Source organism: Chloroflexus sp., from assembly GCF_056331925.1.
This window is the reverse complement of record NZ_JBWGQH010000034.1, coordinates 31146-47466: the sequence shown is the minus strand read 5'-3', so window position 1 is coordinate 47466 and position 16321 is coordinate 31146. Positions and strand designations below refer to the sequence as shown.

Here is a 16321-nt window from a genome sequence, read left to right as displayed (position 1 = left end):
CGGCTCGCGCATGAAGGTACTTGCCATCCATGCACCCGCTTGAATTACCGAATCGTCTCTGCTATCTCAATCCACACCCAACCAAGGGTGTTGGATCAATGTTTGTGTCACCACGCCAGACCTGGTAATCGAGATGCGGACCACTCGTCACACCGGTATCGCCCATTAACCCGATCACTTCGCCGGCTTGCACCTGCTGCCCATCGATCACCATCACCACTGCGAGATGGGAATAGCCGGTACGCCACGTTCCGTCAGGCGCCACGACCCACACATGGTTACCGGCAGGGTAACTATTCAGGGTTACTTTGACCTTCCCCGGATGAGTCGCAATGACCGGTGTGTACCAGCTTGATCCCGGCTCGGCGAACCCATCACCGTTACCATCAACCGCAAGATCGATAGCTCCCCAGACCTGAACAGGGGTATGTGAGCCTATCCCATACCCCTGGGTAATCACCACTTGTCCGGCTGTGGGCTGCACCGGGCAACCATGCGGCCCGTTCTCGTCGAGGTAGAACGACACGCTAGGTTTATTACTCGCTAGGTGGGGCAGACGCGGTGCAGGTGCGATGAGCGGAGCTAATGCCTCTCCTGCGGAAAGAGGGAATACGATTGAGGACTCCGTTGCGATCTCAGATGTAGTTTCGGTTGGCGTTGATGTCATCGGCGGTGGTACCGACAACGACCGAGTTACCAACCACTCACCGGCTTGTACAATAATCGGTGTATACAGATGACGTTGCTGGTCCGGCAATAGCTCGTTCATCAGCGGTGCGATCGACAGAACTGCTGCCAAACCGGTCATTAACGCCCATGGTATTACCGACGACTGCGCTTGATGACGAGATAACGAGGGTAGTGGGGTAGGTGTTGACAACCCCAACACCAAAGCAAGCGTCTCAGCTTCAGGACGACTAAGGTGACGCAGACCGTATTCCGCTTCGGCGATAGTCCGTGCTGGAATGCCGGTGAGTAACGCTAAATCGACAAACGTCAGATGACGTGAACGACGAAGTTGACGAAGTGTTTGCATCACTATCCTCTGACAACAAGACGGTCAGCTTGAAGATAGCACAACCGGGTTGTTGTCAAGATGACAAGACGGATACAAACAGCAAGGTACGATCGGCTAACAAGGCGAAGAGGCGGAGTGGGATCCGCCTCTTTTGCACAACATGCACCGTGTAGAGCGTAACTCAATCGCCAACCGCCCGTCGCTCTTTGGCAGCATACTCGGCTTCAAGCTCGGCGAGTTTGCGCTTGCGTTCCCGTTTTTCTAGCCGATTGAGCGTAATATATCCGGCAAGCACAGAGACCAGCAACGCCGGCCAGACGAGCAGCTCAAAGCCGGTTTTAATACTGATCAAGAACAATAAACCAAATAGCCCGATGAATACTCCACCGGCGGCCATATACACTTCAAAGCTGGTGCTGGCAAGATAGACTTCATCTCGTGGGCTGAACCGTTGCTGTCGTGGCATACGCAACCTCGTTATCACGCACAACCGTCTACCGACACCTGCATGCTAGCACAGCGGCCTGGCAGATGGTAGTAGCTGAAACGATGCATTTTTTGTGCAATATCTGTGCTTTTATGCAAAACACCAACTAAAAGAAACGGCGGTCACTCGTCCGCCGTTACCTAAATGTACCTTACCGTGATTGCGCCGCTGCCGGTTGGCCCTTACCCTCGATAATCATGCGCAGACGTTCAAGCTCCACGCGCATATCGAGCGACACAAATATCTGCCCAATCCCTACCACAAAGACCCGTAGACTCGGATCAGGCACCTCATACTCAACCCGATGCTGAACAATCGTGCGGTCACCGTCGGCAAACCATCGCCAGAGTTCCTGACCACACCAGAGCCCATCGATAGTCAGTAAGATGTGACCACTATCGCGTTCGGTGACGGTGTAGGTGGAGCCAGCCAATGCCAACGACTTCAAGCGCAGCTTATGTTTACTGCCTAGCGTCATTAAATTACCCTCAATTGGCTCGAACACCACCAACGGCGAGCGCCACTCGGTCAGTAATTGGGGATCGGTCAGGTAACGCTCAACCGTCGCGGGGGGAGCTTTAATGGAAACAAACTGTTCCTGCACGATCATAAATGACTCTCCTGCGGCTTACAACATATCTACCTTCCGAATCCACCACGACTCCCGGCAAACGAGACATGCGTACAACCGTTACGCATTCTCGATAGTTGCGCGATAATACTCCTCAATGCCCCGCTTGAGCAATACCGCCGGATACCCTACCACCGGCACACCGAGGGCGTTCCCGATAGCATCATTTGGCCCCAGTGAAACCACCTCGCCAAGCTCAACCGGTTCATAGGCACGCGGCGCTTTCCCTTGGGCCTCGGCAGCCAACACCTCGGCCAAATGGGCACCCTGACGGATAGCATACGAAGCGGTAGGAGGCAAGAATCCGCCTCGCCCATCCGATACTGCCGCACAATCACCGATTGCAAAGATAAAAGCTTGCCCATCAACACGCAAATAGCGGTCAACCAACACCCGACCCATCCGGTCGGTAGGAAAACCGGCTTCGGCGAGGAGTGCCGGCGCACGCACGCCCGCCCCCCAAACAATCGTTCCGGCGCGCAAAATCCGCCCGTCGGCGAAGCGAAGGCGTTGTGGCTCAACCTGAACAACCGGCGTATTGAGGAAGACATTTACTCCGAGCCGTTCAAGCCGGCGAACAGCCTCATCACTCGCCCACTTGCCAAAATGGGGCAGTAATTGATTCTCGCGCTCGATCAATGCAATACGGACTTCCGTCCGCGGAGCACCAGTTTGACGACAGAGGTCATCAGCCCAGACTGCCAATTCACCGGCTAATTCACAACCGGTATAGCCACCACCGACGATTGCCGTCGTCATCGTAATCCGCAACTCGGTTGGATCGGTCAATGAAGCTGCTTTCGTAAATTGAGCAACAATATGCTTCCGTAACGCCACAGCGTCAGTAAAGTTGTGGAGTGGCAACGCATACTCGCGCGCTCCCGGCACATTAAACGCTGTCTCGCTACCAAGCGCAATGACCAACCGATCGTATGACAAGGTACGACCATCGGCCAACGTCACCGCACGTTCGAGGGGATGGATAACCGTCACCCGGCCTTCGACCCGTTCAATCTCGCGCCCTTGCAACAATTGATCAAGCTGATAGATCGTCTTTTGGTCGGTAATCCCGGCCGTAGCGGTGAGATGCAATAACTGGATTAACTGGTGATACGGATACTGATCGACAAGCTGAATCGTCACATCAAGTGCATGCTCACGACGAAGCCGAGCGAGATCAAGGGCAGTGCGTAAACCAGCATAGCCGGCGCCGAGAATAACGATCCGCATGGTTATAACGCTCCGTGGACTGATCGCGACAACGAGAGAAGCACAACGCTTCCTCTCTTTTACAGCATACCACGGCTCGCCTGCCGGTCAACCACACAATCGAACGTGTAAAGCGACAAACACAGAGGGAGGGATACGGTGAGCGCATCCCACACCTCTGCGCAAACCCGCATCACGAAACGATCACAATCACTGCGCCGGCGGGGTCTTGGGCGGCGTTTCAACCCACTCATCAACCTTTGCCGCGCCTTGCTCAACAGCATCGGCAGCACGGCCGGCGGCTCGGCTAAAGCTGGTGCCAAGCTCCTCGGCGGCACGTGACAGCCGTTCGGTGAACGAACGCACCTGCTTACCGACTTGACGGGGGCTGGGCAACGACACCTGCGGTGGCTCAGCTGCAACGATCTCATCGACAATGCGCTCAGAGACGTTTGCCAGCTCCTTCGGGAAAGCCACCACCGCAAGCGCTACTTCAGCCATTGCCCGACGCACCCGGCGACGCGAATTGCGCGGGAGCAACACCAGCGGAACTGACGCCACTGTCAACCCGATCCGGGTCGCACCGCCAACAAAAGCGGCTGCCATCTCGAACAACCCATCGCGCTCGTTGGTCGTCTCATTGCTCATACGATACTCCTCCTTTGCTCACGGGGAGCAATCGGTGTTACTTCGTCTCGGTCTTTTCTTCGCCCTCAGCCGCCCACTTCTCGATGCTCTTACCGGCAATCTCGGCAAAATCGCGTGGCAACGAGGCGAAGGCGTACATCAACTCCTTAGTAGCGTTACGCATATGCTGGCGCGACTCGGGCGGCAGCAGCGCAAACGGCAAGGTAAAGATCGACATGCCAAGACGGACGACACCACCACCGAACTCCATTGCCGACTCGACAAAGCTGTCGCTGCGTCGCACCGGGACGCTGCGCACTCGCACCTCACCTTCAGTCTCCGTCATGTTCGCACCTCCTTAATGGTCAGCCAAAATAGCCGCCTACGAGAAAACCCGAGATTATCTGAATCAAGGCGACGAACGGATTAGAGGCCAGCAAATAGCGCACATAATTCTGCTGGGTTGGCTCACGGTAGAGCTTGATCTGATTGTAGATCGGTGCTACCAATGCCAACAGCATAAACAGTGCTACCCAATACTGACCCCATATCAACGCCAAGATCATCAGAATCGCCTCGAACGTATTAATCGTTACATACGCTACGATCAGCGTGCGCTTGACACCGATCGCTACGGTCAGCGATTTCAACCCCAATTTACGGTCACCTTCCACACTTTTAATGTCGTTGAGGAAGAGCAGACCGGCTGCCAAACCACCGTTGATCAACGCCACGATAACACTTTGCCACGTAAGCGGAGCAAAGATCAGGTGACCGGCCAACCAGCTCATACTGACATAGCCTAAGCCGACAGCCGGTGGTCCGAGCCAAAAGTGCTTCTTTAGCTTAATCGGCGGCATGCTGTAGATCACCGACAGCACAATACCGACGAAGGCAAGAACCACGATCAACGGCTGCCCAAACACCAACGACACCAGCATTGTCGCGGTACCAAGCACGATCCAATTCCAGCGCGCCTCATTGAGCGTCAGAATACCTGCCGGAATCGGACGTTGCGGATCGTTGATCGCATCAAGTTCACGATCAAAATAGTCATTGATACTCTGGCTAAAGCCGGTACCGAGTGGACCGGTCATCAGCGCACCCAAGAGCATCAGCCACCAGTGATCGGGCCGTGTCCAATCAAAACCCCGCTCGTACCCTGAAGCCAGTGCCCCACAGAAGCAGACGAGTACCGGTGAGATCCATGTCACCGGATCGGCCAGTTCGATATGGGCTCGGATCTTTCGGCTGAGCGAGACGTGCTGTTCCGTCGAAATCATAGGTGCTTACCGGATTGCCGGGCAGCAACTGCACCGGTCACAAAATGCCTACTCTACGATTTACGGTTTGACCGCCTGATACAACACGTGATCGTAGCCCTCGTCAAAAGTGACATCGGTAAACCCGATCTGACGCAACAAATCGGGATAGATCGCGTGGTCCTTAAACTCCAGCACCGAGAATCCCATTCCAATCGCGCAGAGGTAGTGGGTCAGGTAATCGTAGTTCGGACGCTGTGGGTCGCTAATCACCATATCGAGGATCAGCACCCGCCCGCCACTCGGCAACGCATCGTAAGCCTTCTTGAGCAGCATCGAACAGAACTGTGCGTTCATCGGATAGAGAATGCGCGAGAAGAGCACCGCGTCTCCGGGTGGATACGGGTCGCGGTACATATCAATGGCCACCGGTGTAATGCGATCACTCAGGCCTTTGGCCGCCACATTTTCGCGTACCAGATCTAAAGCGCTCGGCAAGTTGATCAACGTCACTTTCAGATTGGGGAAGGCCTGACAGAGAGCAGCCGCAATATCACCAATCCCACCACCGACATCAACCAGTGTCTGCACATCGGCGAGACGAGCACGCTTGACCAAAAGTTCAACGAAAAGTTGGATATTTGAGCGGTGCAACGTCTCGTAGAACAAGCTATCTTCACGAGTACGCGGTGGATGCGGCACGATGCTGGTAAAATCGACTTTACCGCGCACAACATCGGCCAAACGCAGGTAATAGTTCTCGATCAAATCGGAAATATAATCAACAAATGGCACCATCGTCATATTGCGATGGCGTTCTGGATCGGCGAAGAACTGTTCGGCAAAGGGGGTCAGCTTCCAGCGATCGGCATCGCGCGCCACTAAACCCACCTGTTCGAGCGTAATGAGAAACTTCTCCAGTCGTGGCTGGACGGTCTCGGTCAAGGTAGCGAGATCGGCTAAGGTGCGCGGTTCGGTAGCAAGCAAATCGAACAGACTGAGGTCTTTAGCTGCCTTAATCACGAAGAAATCAACCGTTCCCTTGAACACCATATCGTAGGCACGGTTGGTAGCGGCAAAGAGTTCTTGCTGCTCTAGTGCCGTGCCGGCGGTTGTGGTCGCGTCGACCGAAGGTGCATTTGTCATGTATTCCCCTTTCGCACGCGTAGATTTTGCTTATGAAACAATCGATGATGTATCCTTTGGCGCCGCAGCCAATCGGTTCAACCACGGCTGAAAAAAGATCGGGATAAAACTCAGCCACCAGCTTACATAGCCGAGCCAGGCAAAGGTGCGATGCAGACGCCGTCGCTGCGGATGGTCACGCAAACGTTCACCCCAGCGATGACCGGTAATCATTGCTCCCACCATACCGATGGTCGGCAAGGGGCCGGTAATCATAAAGTAGATCTTCAACCAACGCGGCTGGTGCTGCCCGCCGAACTGCTCATCACGGAAGAGACGGCCAATCCCTACCAGTGCCACCATCACGTTCATCAACCAATCGAGGGCGTGAGCAATGTTGGCTAACCGGTTACGCCATACCGCCCGCACCGGTTGATGGCAGATGTGCTCCTCCCGACAGAGATACAACACTGCGGTATAACACGCAAGCGATACAGCCGACACAGCCGCCATAGCGTACAACATGTAACGGTCAAAGTGCGTTGACTTCATGCAGTTTGTATTATAGTACAAATTCGCGACATTTCAAACAACAACAGGAGCGGAACTCAACAACACACGTTGCCAGTATCTTAACCCTTCCGGGTCGCCATACCACGGCCGCCCGTGGATCGGCGAGTGATGTAAGCCGGGAACCACTAAATACTCTGCCCCGGGTAGTGCGGCACACGTCAGTGTCGTGATGCCATCGCCCCACGCTTCGGCGCCGGCAGGCCCGTCGATCATAACATAGCTGTTGTACGCCATCCGTTCAATCCAGCGTCCGCGCCGATTGGCGCGAATACTACGCCCAATGATCGAGGTGTAGCGTACATGGTTATAATACGCACCCGGATAACAACGGTTGGTAAAGCCGACGGTTTGGCGCGTCCAGAACTCTTGGCTATGGTGTGGTGTGCCCAGCATAATCAAATGGTGAACGAAGCGATGACCGCCGTAGATTTCACCCTTGTACGGCTGATCGCCAAGATACATCCGCGCGACCGTCCCACCGACACTATGGGCAAGAATAGTTACCGTCTGCGCACCGGTCTCACGTAACGCTTGGGCAACCGTCTCACGGACAATCCGCAACACCGGTCGAAAATCCCAATCGCGGGTTAAGGCCCAGCGTAAGCGACCGATTGGTGTCACAAACACCTGAAAATGAAACGGTGCCTGCGTCAGCGCCTGGGCTAACGCCCGAAAATCGTGCGGGCTTGTCAGGTAACCACCAATAATGACCAACGGACGGGCCATAGTACTCCTTAGGTATCAAACCAAAGTGGTACGACCTCACGGGCGCCGTACCACGTAGTCGGGGCGTTATACGGCGCATGCCGCGCCCCTTCCAGGATCAAATTATCCGCTCCGGGTAGATAGCATGCGGCCGTCGGTACAATGCCATCACCGATCAGATTGCCATTACCGAACGAGACTTCATACGAGCGATAGGCAATCATCTCTTCAGGCGTACCAAAGCGGCGACCACGCACACTACGCCCGGCGACGGTACGGTACTTGATCTGGGGGAAGGCAGCGCCAGGATAGCGTGCCTCAAGCCAATCGGCGAACTGCTTCACCCAAATTTCAGACGTGGCATGGGCCGTGCCCAACGTTGTCAAGCTAGCCACGACTTCATGACCGGCGTAGCGCACACCCTGATACGGCTCATCGGCAAGATAGGCTCGCGCGATCCGGCCACCCGCACTGTGGCCGATCAGATCAACCTTATCGGCACCGGTTTCTGCCAGGGCAATCCGCACTGTAGCGGCCAAGGCATCGAGTGCCGGACCGAAATCCGGATCGCGCAACCGTGCCCAGTCCAGGCGACCAAAATCGACTACGTACACAATACGATTGTACGGCGGCGACGCCAAGACACGTGCCATACCGAAATAATCGGCGGGTGACGACAGCCACCCGCCCATAATAACCACCGGACGGGACATAGGTTACTCTTTAGGTTCAGTCTCTGAGCTAGTAGGAGTTGTCGATATGGCAGACGATGTTGTGGAGACACTACTCGACCCACTAGCATTACCGTTGCCGTTATCGGCTATGACCTTAATCCGCCGGATCGTTGGCGGTGTTTGCGATTGAGCAGGTTCGCCAGGTAGAGCATTGATCAGGGCATTGCAGAGATCACCACCGATTCGCAGCAGCTCTTCGGTCTGGAAGCGGAACCAATAACCGTAGAAATTCAGAACCTTTTCAGTCGTGGTACGCACCTCGCGGGTAAATGCCTCCAGGCCTTGTGGTGGCAATGCCCCCCGCGCATAAGCTCGCAATAAATAACCAATTGGCTGCACATCCGGTGACAATTCATCACCAGCCAGACTCAGGCGTGCCGGTGTCGACGGAGAAGTATCTGCCGCCGGCCGGTAGCTTGGTGCAGTAACGCTACGCGGTGTGAATGACGGTGTTCCCGGTGTGAATGACGGCGTCCCTGGCGTATACGACGATGGATATGCCGGTGAGGCAGCTCGACGCGGCAGTGAGGGTTCATCGGCATACTGGACAACATCGTCATCGAGATTCAGCAAGCGCTTTAACCACATCGGCATCCATCCATAACGCCCCCCCACACTACGACGCGGATCGTCGTTGGTCAGCCCGAACCAACGGCGAACAAAACCGGGAAGCCAACGAACGGTCGGATTTTCTTCCTCGAAGCGATTCATACGCGCTCCTCTCTATTACGAGCCAAAGGCGAAGAGACGACGACGTTGCGGCACATACGGCGCGAAACAGAAATTAATAATCCGTTCGAGATCGTCATTAGGATAGCGCCGATCGAGGGTAGCTATTGAATCGAGTACATAGAGCAACTGTTCAACCGGCGTTTCCGGTTTACAGCGTACCAATTTTTTAATCAAGTGACGGCGCAATTCCAGACTATAGCGCAATGACGTATTTGCCAAACGGGCCAGCAACTGATCACGTACATCAACATTTTTGGTCAGGCGGTCGAGCCACCGAGCCAACCCCAGTCGCTCACTCCGATCAAGGTAATAGTGGATCAGATCGACCAAACCGACTGCGGAATTCACACTGACCACTTCTGCCCAGCGTTTGGAAAAGGACATCCGATTAAAAGCCGACAACGACTCCAATTGTTCGATCAACTGGCAAGCCGAATGGTACGGCTCGCGCTCAAACGTGCGGCGCAATCCGGCTTCACGTTCAGCCAGCATCGCCAACGCCTCACGCACGACGCCATCGCTATCATCATAACCGCCGTGACGCAGATGCATTTCGTGAGCTAACTCGTGGAGGGCAATGCCAACACTGCCATCTTCATCCCACCGACCCAACAGCACCGTTGAGCCAGAGCGTGGTGAAAAACTACCGCTATCGCCCCAAGCGGTCTCACGCCCATTATCAACCGCCTCGAACGTTAATCGCTGATCAAGCACCGACAGCGGCATATCGGGCCACATCTTGGTTGCCAATCGGCGTACTTTACCGGCCAAACGGCGGGGACGATACGTATACTGACCAACCACCAACGGTCGGTCATCAGCACGTTCCATATCGATCATGATTTGTTGGCCGCCGGAGCGAAGCAACAACTGCATACCACGACCTCCCTAGCGAACGCCTTTCAAAAAGAGGCGCATAATTTGAATGACGTGCTCGGGCAATTCAAAGAGGATCAGATGGCCACATTTCGGTACTTCTAAGAATGAGCCATTCTGGGTCAACGCGACCAATTTGCGTCCATCAGCCGGACGCATAATCGGATCATTTGCGCCGGCCACCAGCAAGAGTGGTTGCCGGATCATCTTTGCCTGTTCCGCCACTGCTGCCAAAATCTCGGGTCGCGACAGCTCAGTTGCCGACACCCGCACCGCAATCGGATCGCAATAACGCAAGCCCAGCGTACCAAGCCGAATATCGCTTACCGGTGGGGTATTTTGCGCCATGACCAAACGCGCATATATAAAGGGCAACCACCAGAGATTCCGCCGTTCAATTGGACGGAGCACCTTGTTGAAGACAGTATCAAGCAGCCAGGGTACAAACGTCGAGGCCACCTTATTGTAGGGTAGGAGACTAAAGTTAAAGAAGATAAGCGAGCGCACCATATCGGGATGATGGGCAGCGACGTGCAGACCGATAAACGCACCGAGTGAAAAGGCAGCCAGATGCACTGAACCAAGATCGAGAATACGGATCAGCTCTTGCAAATCGGCGCTAAACCCGGCCACCGTATACTGTTGGCGCGGATCGTTAGCCGAAAAGCCATGCCCCTTCAGATCGTAGCTAATGACGCGATAGCCCGCCTGCGCCAACGGATCGATCACATGGTGCCACCAGAACGCCGAACAATCCCAGCCGTGGATCAATACTAGCGGCTCACCATCTGACGGCCCAACATCTTGATAATGATGCACTACACCGTTTAACTCAACAAAACGGGCACGGGCCAACAACGCGCGCTCACCTTCCAATCGGCGTCGTTCCCGCGTACTGAGCTTTCCGGCAAGGCGAGTCGCCACTTCATGAGCATACTCGACATACTTCGCCGTAGGTGGGGCATCAAATGGCCGTGTCGGTGGACGCTCAATAAGGATTGTCTGGGCAAGCACTGACATAGGCGCCCTCTTCCTACTCTACCCATAGCCGTAGCAGTTCACCCTCCACCCGCGCCCGTAGACGACCGCCATCGACTAAGCCCGGCAACAACACGTGACGGCGCAACTGTTCAAGCTGCACAACGACCTCTTCGTTGGCAACGGCAATATCGAGCGCTTTCGGATTCAGGAACGGTATCAGAAGACGGAGATCCCGATCACTACTCGTCGGGCGTGGTGGTTCGGTCGCAAAAATATCACCATCGCGGTACAGGGAGGCTCCGCGCAACGCCCATGTATCCCGATCGGTCGGTGTTAACTCCAATTGCCCAATCCGCAAGATAGGCCGTGCCCGACTAGTCTCGTGACTAAAATCGTGACGGCTTTCATCATCGACCTGATCAGGCGTACCATTGACAATCACTTCATCACTTGCCAACCCGAACAGCCCAAAAGCGGTCAGTGACTTCCGTAGGGGCGGTAAGCGAAGTTCGGGCGGCAAGACAACCATACGAACCCGAGCACCGCTCTCGGTTTCGAGCCGCGCCCGTTGTGCCTCAAGTTCAATCCGCAACTCTTGGAGAGGCGCCGTCGCGCTTGGCGCCAGGATGGCAGCCGGGATCATTGCCTGTTCCTGAGACGCACGCGACTTACCAGGTCCACGATCAAGACCAAAAATCAAGCGGACAGCCCAACGCAACACATCAGGTAAAGTTAGTGCACGGATCAGTGAATCGGGTGAGGGGCCATCGAGGATCAAGAGATCAAACCGACCTGACTGACGCGCACGTTCGGCGACCAACATCGCCGCAACTGCATCAATACCGGGAAAGGCCGGCAACTCATCAGGACCAAGATCGCGTAACCGGGCCACCAAGCCACTCCGCAACGAAGGACGTACCTGTTCCCAACGGCGAGCTACCTCCTCGTGCGGATGGATCTCCATTGCGGCGAAGTTTGGCTCGAGTTCAAGCGGGCGCGGCCCCAATGTCTGATGGAGTAAATGACCAATCAGATGGCCGGGACCACTTGACGCAAGCAGGGTCCGATAGCCGCGGCGAGCGGCGTGACAAGCTGTTGCGAGCGCAGCAGCGCTCTGTTGCAGTTGATGATGGGCAGTAAAGATCAGCGTGCGCATGCAGAAAGCTCGCAACCGGTGCAGAACGCAACCGGCATAGACAACGGAGAGACGGCCTGATTCGGCTATGCCGCCTCGACTTGCTGTTTACCATTAGCACGGGCGGGACTAGCTTCATAGAAAGCCAGCCGCAAGACACCATCTTCGTAGCGATGTTCACCCAACACACAATCGTACAAGACACGTGGCAAAGCAATGGTACGTTCGAGCCGACCAATTGTGATGGTCAGATCAGGCCCACTATGACTAACCTCAATCGCTTCATCCAACTCGATAAACGGCAAGCGGAGACAGAGATCGTACTGACCGGGTTCACCGTCTTCACTCCACTGTTCGAGCCAAATCGGTCGCTCATCGTACAACAGCTCACCGGGATCAACATCGCCAAACGTCAGACGCCCCACGTGTAACAACGCATCAACACCTATCGGCTCTCCACCTTGCAATACGGTGCGGAAGATCGGGGTTGGGGCAAAACTCGCTTCAATCTCGGCCAGATACTGTTGTTGCAAATTGACCCAGTAATCAAAATAGGGTCCGAGATCGGTTCGGTGGGGTAAAATCTTATTCACCAAGACGGCATCGAGCTGCAACCCATACAGACTCAGAAACGTATAGGCACGGCGTGTCTCAAGGAGGGGCAGCCGTTCGGGATTGAGCACCAACCGCACCGAAACTGCCGAACTCACCAAGAAATTAGCTAATTGATCCATGCGTTCGAGCAGCTTACCGACCTCTTCAAAGAAGCGGTCGTCGGGCAGATCGCGTCGGAAGGGACGAGCAACATTAGCTATTCCACGATACACGCGAAACAGCCGCTTACCGGCTTCACCACCGATGATCATTTCAGGGTAGGCCAACAAACGCAAGGTATTACCGGTCGGCGCGGTATCGAGGACAATTGCGTCCCAGCGCCCACTCTGAGCTTCATCCATAACCCGTTGCAGGGCGAGGATTTCATCAAGACCCGGTTGGTTAGCCAGCTCAGCCGCAGTCGAACGTTCTACCCCACGCGCAGTGTAGGTTGCCGTGACAAACTGTTGGAAACCACCGAGATTTTGTCGCCACTCGTAGATCGTATCCACCTCAAGCCCATAGAGATGAGGCGCCAGTGGCGTGGGCCGCTCGCGGCTAATAGAAATACCCATCACATCGGCCAACGAGTGAGCCGGATCACTCGATAGCACTAATGTCCGGCGACCGGACTGAGCCAGCATGACCGCCGTCGCCGCAGAGAGTGTTGTCTTACCAGTACCGCCCTTACCGGAATAGATAATGACTCGCGTCATACGTCCTCATTCGTCTGCTGAACCCTCATTCACCCACCCAACACCATCACTCTCCTGCTGGTTCATCGACAGTATGGCCATTCAGACGTTCGGGCGCAGACATACCGACGCCACTGCCACCGGTTGCCGCCGGGCGATCGGTACGACTCACCACCACGCGGCGGACCGTCATTGACCCATTATTCGCCTCTGCCGGAGGATCAACACGACGCACACTGATCGAGCGTCGTACCGGTTGTGGAGCGGCTGCTGAGGGCGCAGACGCAGCAGTGGTCGGCTCGGACACCGGCGATGGTTCGGCAGCAGGTATCGGTTGCGACTGGGGCTGAGCTTGCCGCACCGTCGCACGGACGGCGATCCGGCGTTGGACCGGTGACTGCTCAACCGGCGGTTCAACCGGTTCGGCGAAACGGACGGCGGCACGCACGACCGGACCAACCGACGCTAACGGTCCACCTTCGGCCTCTTGTTGGGCAGCGGCGTAATAGATCCCACGCATTGCATTACGGCGCACCGTTGGATCTTGCATATTGTTCAGCAGCTCGGTCGCGCCGCTTATAATCTCCGTTGCCCGACGCAGCCCACGCGCCAATCCACGCGGTACTTCGAGCATCAGGCGTAATGAACGGCTCACCTCATACATATTCGGCTGTTCGGGCAAGGTAGGAATTGGCCCAACCGGAGCTGCACCGGCAACCGGTGAGCCACCGCGTTGCTGCTCATACGCCGCGATCAGATTAGCCGGTGATGCCGGGACCGGCTCTGCCTCATCATCAGCAGCTCCAAACTTCCACCACGGCTTCTTCGCCGGCTTCTTCGGCTCCGGCTCTGGTGCAGGCGGTGGCGCCGGCTCACTAGCAAGGAAAAACGGCGGTAACGGCTTACGCTCGACCGCCGGGAACTCGGCTTCAAAAGCCTTGATTAGATTTTCACCAGTAACGCCGGCCAGCACCTGATCGCCCACCCACGCAACCATCTTTGCCAGCACATCAACATCTTCTGCCGGCATATAGTCAAGGGTATTCACAATCACGCACTCAGGCTGACCGGGGTCTTGCACTTCGCCAAGAGCCACCCGACGCTTGCGTGGCGAGGTCGCCGGAATCCGCAACGCCAGACTCACCCGGCCGTGCCAGGGATCCCACGTCTCGGCGCGCACCACATCGACATCACTCCACGGAAAACCATCAACAATATCGTTAAAAAAGCCGCGCGCCCACAGGATCAGCCGGCGGTCGGTCAACGCGACGAAATCGGCAAGCGCAAGACCACCGATACGGCGGCGATTCTCATCGAGCAGCGTACCATCGAACAGCGCCAGCAACGTCTCGCCTTCTTCAAGCAACTCGCGCTGGTGCAGCTCTTCAACGCTGGCCATACTCACATTGACACCGAGAAATGGGCTCATACCTGCTCCTTAGGGCGGTTGCGGCCGCCAATGCTACAAGCTCTCAGGATTGATCAGTATCGGCATCGCCTGAACCACTCAACGCAACCAACGGTGCTCGCCGCACAGGAGTGCTCCGGCGACGGAGCGGAATCTCACGCCGATCAGGCAAATCATTGGGCGACACCCGCACCGGTTTCTCCGTCGAAACCGGCGGTGCAGATGAGCGATCAGGCGCTGAAGTTTCACGGGATGACATGTTCCGTCGCCGTAACGGAATTTCATGGTAGCGCGACCCAGTCGCCGGTGGCGAATCGGGCATCGGCATTTCGACAGAGGAGGGCGAGTTTGCCGCTCCTGATGTTTGGCGAGCTGCCGCTTGCCGGTTCAGAAACGCCATTGCCATCTGCTGGGCAGCAGGATTACTGGTCACCGTTTGAACTAATTCATTAACTGCACGGATTGCTTCTGTCAATTCACGAATACTTGCCGGACTCAAATCAAACGGCAAATCCGCTTCGCGCAGCGTGCGGCGCAAGGTATCCCACGCCGAACGAGCAAGGCGTCCGGCGGTAAAGATCTGATTCGGCGGCAACATTGCCGGATCAACCACAAACGGCGCACTCGGCACTGCCGGTGTGCGCGGCGCACCACCGGGCCAGCGATACGGCGTCTCATCAGGGCGCAGCGCATCTTCAGAACCATAAATCGCCGCACCGAGGGCCGTCATCACTTCCGGGGCAGCTTGACGAGCATCAAGACCGGCTACCAAAGCGGAACGGGCCGTCTCAGCCGCTGTACGCAATAATATCATCAATGCCGGTACATAGGCTTGAGGAATCAGGGTTAGGGTAAACAATTGCTCTTCAGCTTCAGGAGCGCTAAACCCCAGCGTAACCTCACCGTGGATCGGATCGATACCGCGACCGTCAATCAACGTCAACTCAGCGAGCGGGAAGGCGTAGCACAAATGACGACCGTAATCACGCGCCCACAACACGACCCGCAAATCGGTAATCAGACAATAGTCATGCAAGGTTGGTCCGCTCAGGCGTTGACCCTGATGATCGAGCAACACACCATCGACCGCGACCAGCACCTGCTCATCAGGATCGAGCACGTCAAGCCGCGTAATCTCTTCAAGGTGAGCTGGAATGATAGTATGACTATGATAGAGCAGGTTAATCATAACGCTTCCCGGGGATCGGCGTGAGGCAGCAAGCGAGACGCCTCACGCCTGCCCGCAACCTAGCGGTTGAAGCGCGAGCGAATGCGCTTCGGACGGAACACGTTGCCCGAGCTGCCAAAAGAACTCTCGCCCGAGCCGCTCCGGGACACACCCGGGTACGCATTGCGATTGATGTTATCAACCGCAGCGGCGGTAGCCTGCAGCGCATTCGAGACCCACTGCCAGTGGCCCTGGAACATGATGTCGCCGATCTGCGCCACCTGCGCCGACGACTCCGAGAACCAGCCTCTCGTCGCCATGCACACACCTCCTTAACAATATGAACTCCCTCTATAGGTTA

Annotated in this window: 19 protein-coding genes; all 19 read right to left on the bottom strand. The window is 56.0% G+C overall.

Going from position 1 to position 16321, the window contains the following annotated elements:
* Positions 1 to 61: 61 nt before the first annotated feature.
* Positions 62 to 1036, bottom strand: a complete 975-nt coding sequence (locus AC01ZF_RS15770; RefSeq protein WP_428112340.1) for a peptidoglycan DD-metalloendopeptidase family protein — start codon at positions 1034 to 1036, stop codon at positions 62 to 64.
* A 163-nt stretch (positions 1037 to 1199) separates the two neighbouring features.
* The gene (locus tag AC01ZF_RS15765; protein ID WP_424676412.1) at positions 1200 to 1484 is read right to left on the bottom strand and encodes a hypothetical protein; all 285 of its coding nucleotides are present in this window, start codon (positions 1482 to 1484) and stop codon (positions 1200 to 1202) included.
* 172 nt (positions 1485 to 1656) lie between these two features.
* Entirely contained in the window at positions 1657 to 2115 is a 459-nt protein-coding gene (locus AC01ZF_RS15760; protein WP_424676411.1) for an SRPBCC family protein, read from the bottom strand.
* Between the two features lie 81 nt (positions 2116 to 2196).
* Positions 2197 to 3366 (bottom strand): NAD(P)/FAD-dependent oxidoreductase, encoded by a 1170-nt coding sequence (locus tag AC01ZF_RS15755; protein WP_424676410.1) that lies wholly within the window; start codon positions 3364 to 3366, stop codon positions 2197 to 2199.
* A gap of 189 nt (positions 3367 to 3555) precedes the next feature.
* Positions 3556 to 3993, bottom strand: a complete 438-nt coding sequence (locus AC01ZF_RS15750) for a hypothetical protein (RefSeq protein WP_424676409.1) — start codon at positions 3991 to 3993, stop codon at positions 3556 to 3558.
* A gap of 37 nt (positions 3994 to 4030) precedes the next feature.
* Positions 4031 to 4318: a hypothetical protein gene (locus tag AC01ZF_RS15745; protein WP_424676408.1), complete on the bottom strand. Its 288-nt coding sequence runs from the start codon at positions 4316 to 4318 to the stop codon at positions 4031 to 4033.
* 19 nt (positions 4319 to 4337) lie between these two features.
* A complete protein-coding gene (gene bchG / locus AC01ZF_RS15740) occupies positions 4338 to 5255 on the bottom strand; it encodes a (bacterio)chlorophyll synthase (RefSeq protein ID WP_424676407.1) in 918 nt (305 codons plus the stop codon).
* Between the two features lie 60 nt (positions 5256 to 5315).
* Complete coding sequence (bchU, locus tag AC01ZF_RS15735; RefSeq protein ID WP_424676406.1) at positions 5316 to 6380, bottom strand: bacteriochlorophyllide d C-20 methyltransferase BchU; 1065 nt, start codon at positions 6378 to 6380, stop codon at positions 5316 to 5318.
* 30 nt (positions 6381 to 6410) lie between these two features.
* A complete protein-coding gene (locus AC01ZF_RS15730; RefSeq protein ID WP_424676405.1) occupies positions 6411 to 6872 on the bottom strand; it encodes a hypothetical protein in 462 nt (153 codons plus the stop codon).
* A 72-nt stretch (positions 6873 to 6944) separates the two neighbouring features.
* Positions 6945 to 7658: an esterase/lipase family protein gene (locus AC01ZF_RS15725; protein ID WP_424676404.1), complete on the bottom strand. Its 714-nt coding sequence runs from the start codon at positions 7656 to 7658 to the stop codon at positions 6945 to 6947.
* 8 nt (positions 7659 to 7666) lie between these two features.
* The gene (locus AC01ZF_RS15720; RefSeq protein ID WP_424676403.1) at positions 7667 to 8350 is read right to left on the bottom strand and encodes an esterase/lipase family protein; all 684 of its coding nucleotides are present in this window, start codon (positions 8348 to 8350) and stop codon (positions 7667 to 7669) included.
* 3 nt (positions 8351 to 8353) lie between these two features.
* Positions 8354 to 9082 (bottom strand): hypothetical protein, encoded by a 729-nt coding sequence (locus AC01ZF_RS15715; protein WP_428112337.1) that lies wholly within the window; start codon positions 9080 to 9082, stop codon positions 8354 to 8356.
* Between the two features lie 15 nt (positions 9083 to 9097).
* Positions 9098 to 9979, bottom strand: a complete 882-nt coding sequence (locus AC01ZF_RS15710) for a hypothetical protein (protein ID WP_424676401.1) — start codon at positions 9977 to 9979, stop codon at positions 9098 to 9100.
* 12 nt (positions 9980 to 9991) lie between these two features.
* Complete coding sequence (locus AC01ZF_RS15705; protein ID WP_424676400.1) at positions 9992 to 10999, bottom strand: alpha/beta fold hydrolase; 1008 nt, start codon at positions 10997 to 10999, stop codon at positions 9992 to 9994.
* 13 nt (positions 11000 to 11012) lie between these two features.
* Positions 11013 to 12116 (bottom strand): ArsA family ATPase, encoded by a 1104-nt coding sequence (locus AC01ZF_RS15700; protein ID WP_424676399.1) that lies wholly within the window; start codon positions 12114 to 12116, stop codon positions 11013 to 11015.
* A 65-nt stretch (positions 12117 to 12181) separates the two neighbouring features.
* On the bottom strand, positions 12182 to 13405 hold the full coding sequence (locus AC01ZF_RS15695) for an ArsA family ATPase (protein ID WP_424676398.1): 1224 nt from the start codon (positions 13403 to 13405) through the stop codon (positions 12182 to 12184).
* Positions 13406 to 13451: 46 nt separating this feature from the next.
* Entirely contained in the window at positions 13452 to 14813 is a 1362-nt protein-coding gene (locus tag AC01ZF_RS15690; protein ID WP_476575487.1) for a hypothetical protein, read from the bottom strand.
* 43 nt (positions 14814 to 14856) lie between these two features.
* Entirely contained in the window at positions 14857 to 15981 is a 1125-nt protein-coding gene (locus tag AC01ZF_RS15685) for a hypothetical protein (protein WP_428131333.1), read from the bottom strand.
* A gap of 59 nt (positions 15982 to 16040) precedes the next feature.
* Positions 16041 to 16280 carry a bacteriochlorophyll c-binding family protein gene (locus AC01ZF_RS15680; RefSeq protein WP_012616495.1) on the bottom strand — a complete coding sequence of 80 codons (240 nt, stop codon included), beginning with the start codon at positions 16278 to 16280 and terminating at the stop codon, positions 16041 to 16043.
* Positions 16281 to 16321 lie beyond the last annotated feature (41 nt).

Excerpts from the sequence above, each read along its gene's own strand:
- AC01ZF_RS15720 (WP_424676403.1), bottom strand. The coding sequence starts at position 8,350 with ATGTCCCGTCCGGTGGTTATTATGGGCGGGTGGCTGTCGTCACCCGCC.
- AC01ZF_RS15750 (WP_424676409.1), bottom strand. The coding sequence starts at position 3,993 with ATGAGCAATGAGACGACCAACGAGCGCGATGGGTTGTTCGAGATGGCA.
- AC01ZF_RS15745 (WP_424676408.1), bottom strand. The coding sequence starts at position 4,318 with ATGACGGAGACTGAAGGTGAGGTGCGAGTGCGCAGCGTCCCGGTGCGA.
- AC01ZF_RS15680 (WP_012616495.1), bottom strand. The coding sequence starts at position 16,280 with ATGGCGACGAGAGGCTGGTTCTCGGAGTCGTCGGCGCAGGTGGCGCAG.
- bchU (WP_424676406.1), bottom strand. The coding sequence starts at position 6,380 with ATGACAAATGCACCTTCGGTCGACGCGACCACAACCGCCGGCACGGCA.
- AC01ZF_RS15685 (WP_428131333.1), bottom strand. The coding sequence starts at position 15,981 with ATGATTAACCTGCTCTATCATAGTCATACTATCATTCCAGCTCACCTT.
- AC01ZF_RS15690 (WP_476575487.1), bottom strand. The coding sequence starts at position 14,813 with ATGAGCCCATTTCTCGGTGTCAATGTGAGTATGGCCAGCGTTGAAGAG.
- AC01ZF_RS15770 (WP_428112340.1), bottom strand. The coding sequence starts at position 1,036 with ATGCAAACACTTCGTCAACTTCGTCGTTCACGTCATCTGACGTTTGTC.
- AC01ZF_RS15695 (WP_424676398.1), bottom strand. The coding sequence starts at position 13,405 with ATGACGCGAGTCATTATCTATTCCGGTAAGGGCGGTACTGGTAAGACA.
- AC01ZF_RS15700 (WP_424676399.1), bottom strand. The coding sequence starts at position 12,116 with ATGCGCACGCTGATCTTTACTGCCCATCATCAACTGCAACAGAGCGCT.
- AC01ZF_RS15755 (WP_424676410.1), bottom strand. The coding sequence starts at position 3,366 with ATGCGGATCGTTATTCTCGGCGCCGGCTATGCTGGTTTACGCACTGCC.
- bchG (WP_424676407.1), bottom strand. The coding sequence starts at position 5,255 with ATGATTTCGACGGAACAGCACGTCTCGCTCAGCCGAAAGATCCGAGCC.
- AC01ZF_RS15710 (WP_424676401.1), bottom strand. The coding sequence starts at position 9,979 with ATGCAGTTGTTGCTTCGCTCCGGCGGCCAACAAATCATGATCGATATG.
- AC01ZF_RS15725 (WP_424676404.1), bottom strand. The coding sequence starts at position 7,658 with ATGGCCCGTCCGTTGGTCATTATTGGTGGTTACCTGACAAGCCCGCAC.
- AC01ZF_RS15765 (WP_424676412.1), bottom strand. The coding sequence starts at position 1,484 with ATGCCACGACAGCAACGGTTCAGCCCACGAGATGAAGTCTATCTTGCC.
- AC01ZF_RS15705 (WP_424676400.1), bottom strand. The coding sequence starts at position 10,999 with ATGTCAGTGCTTGCCCAGACAATCCTTATTGAGCGTCCACCGACACGG.
- AC01ZF_RS15730 (WP_424676405.1), bottom strand. The coding sequence starts at position 6,872 with ATGGCGGCTGTGTCGGCTGTATCGCTTGCGTGTTATACCGCAGTGTTG.
- AC01ZF_RS15715 (WP_428112337.1), bottom strand. The coding sequence starts at position 9,082 with ATGAATCGCTTCGAGGAAGAAAATCCGACCGTTCGTTGGCTTCCCGGT.
- AC01ZF_RS15760 (WP_424676411.1), bottom strand. The coding sequence starts at position 2,115 with ATGATCGTGCAGGAACAGTTTGTTTCCATTAAAGCTCCCCCCGCGACG.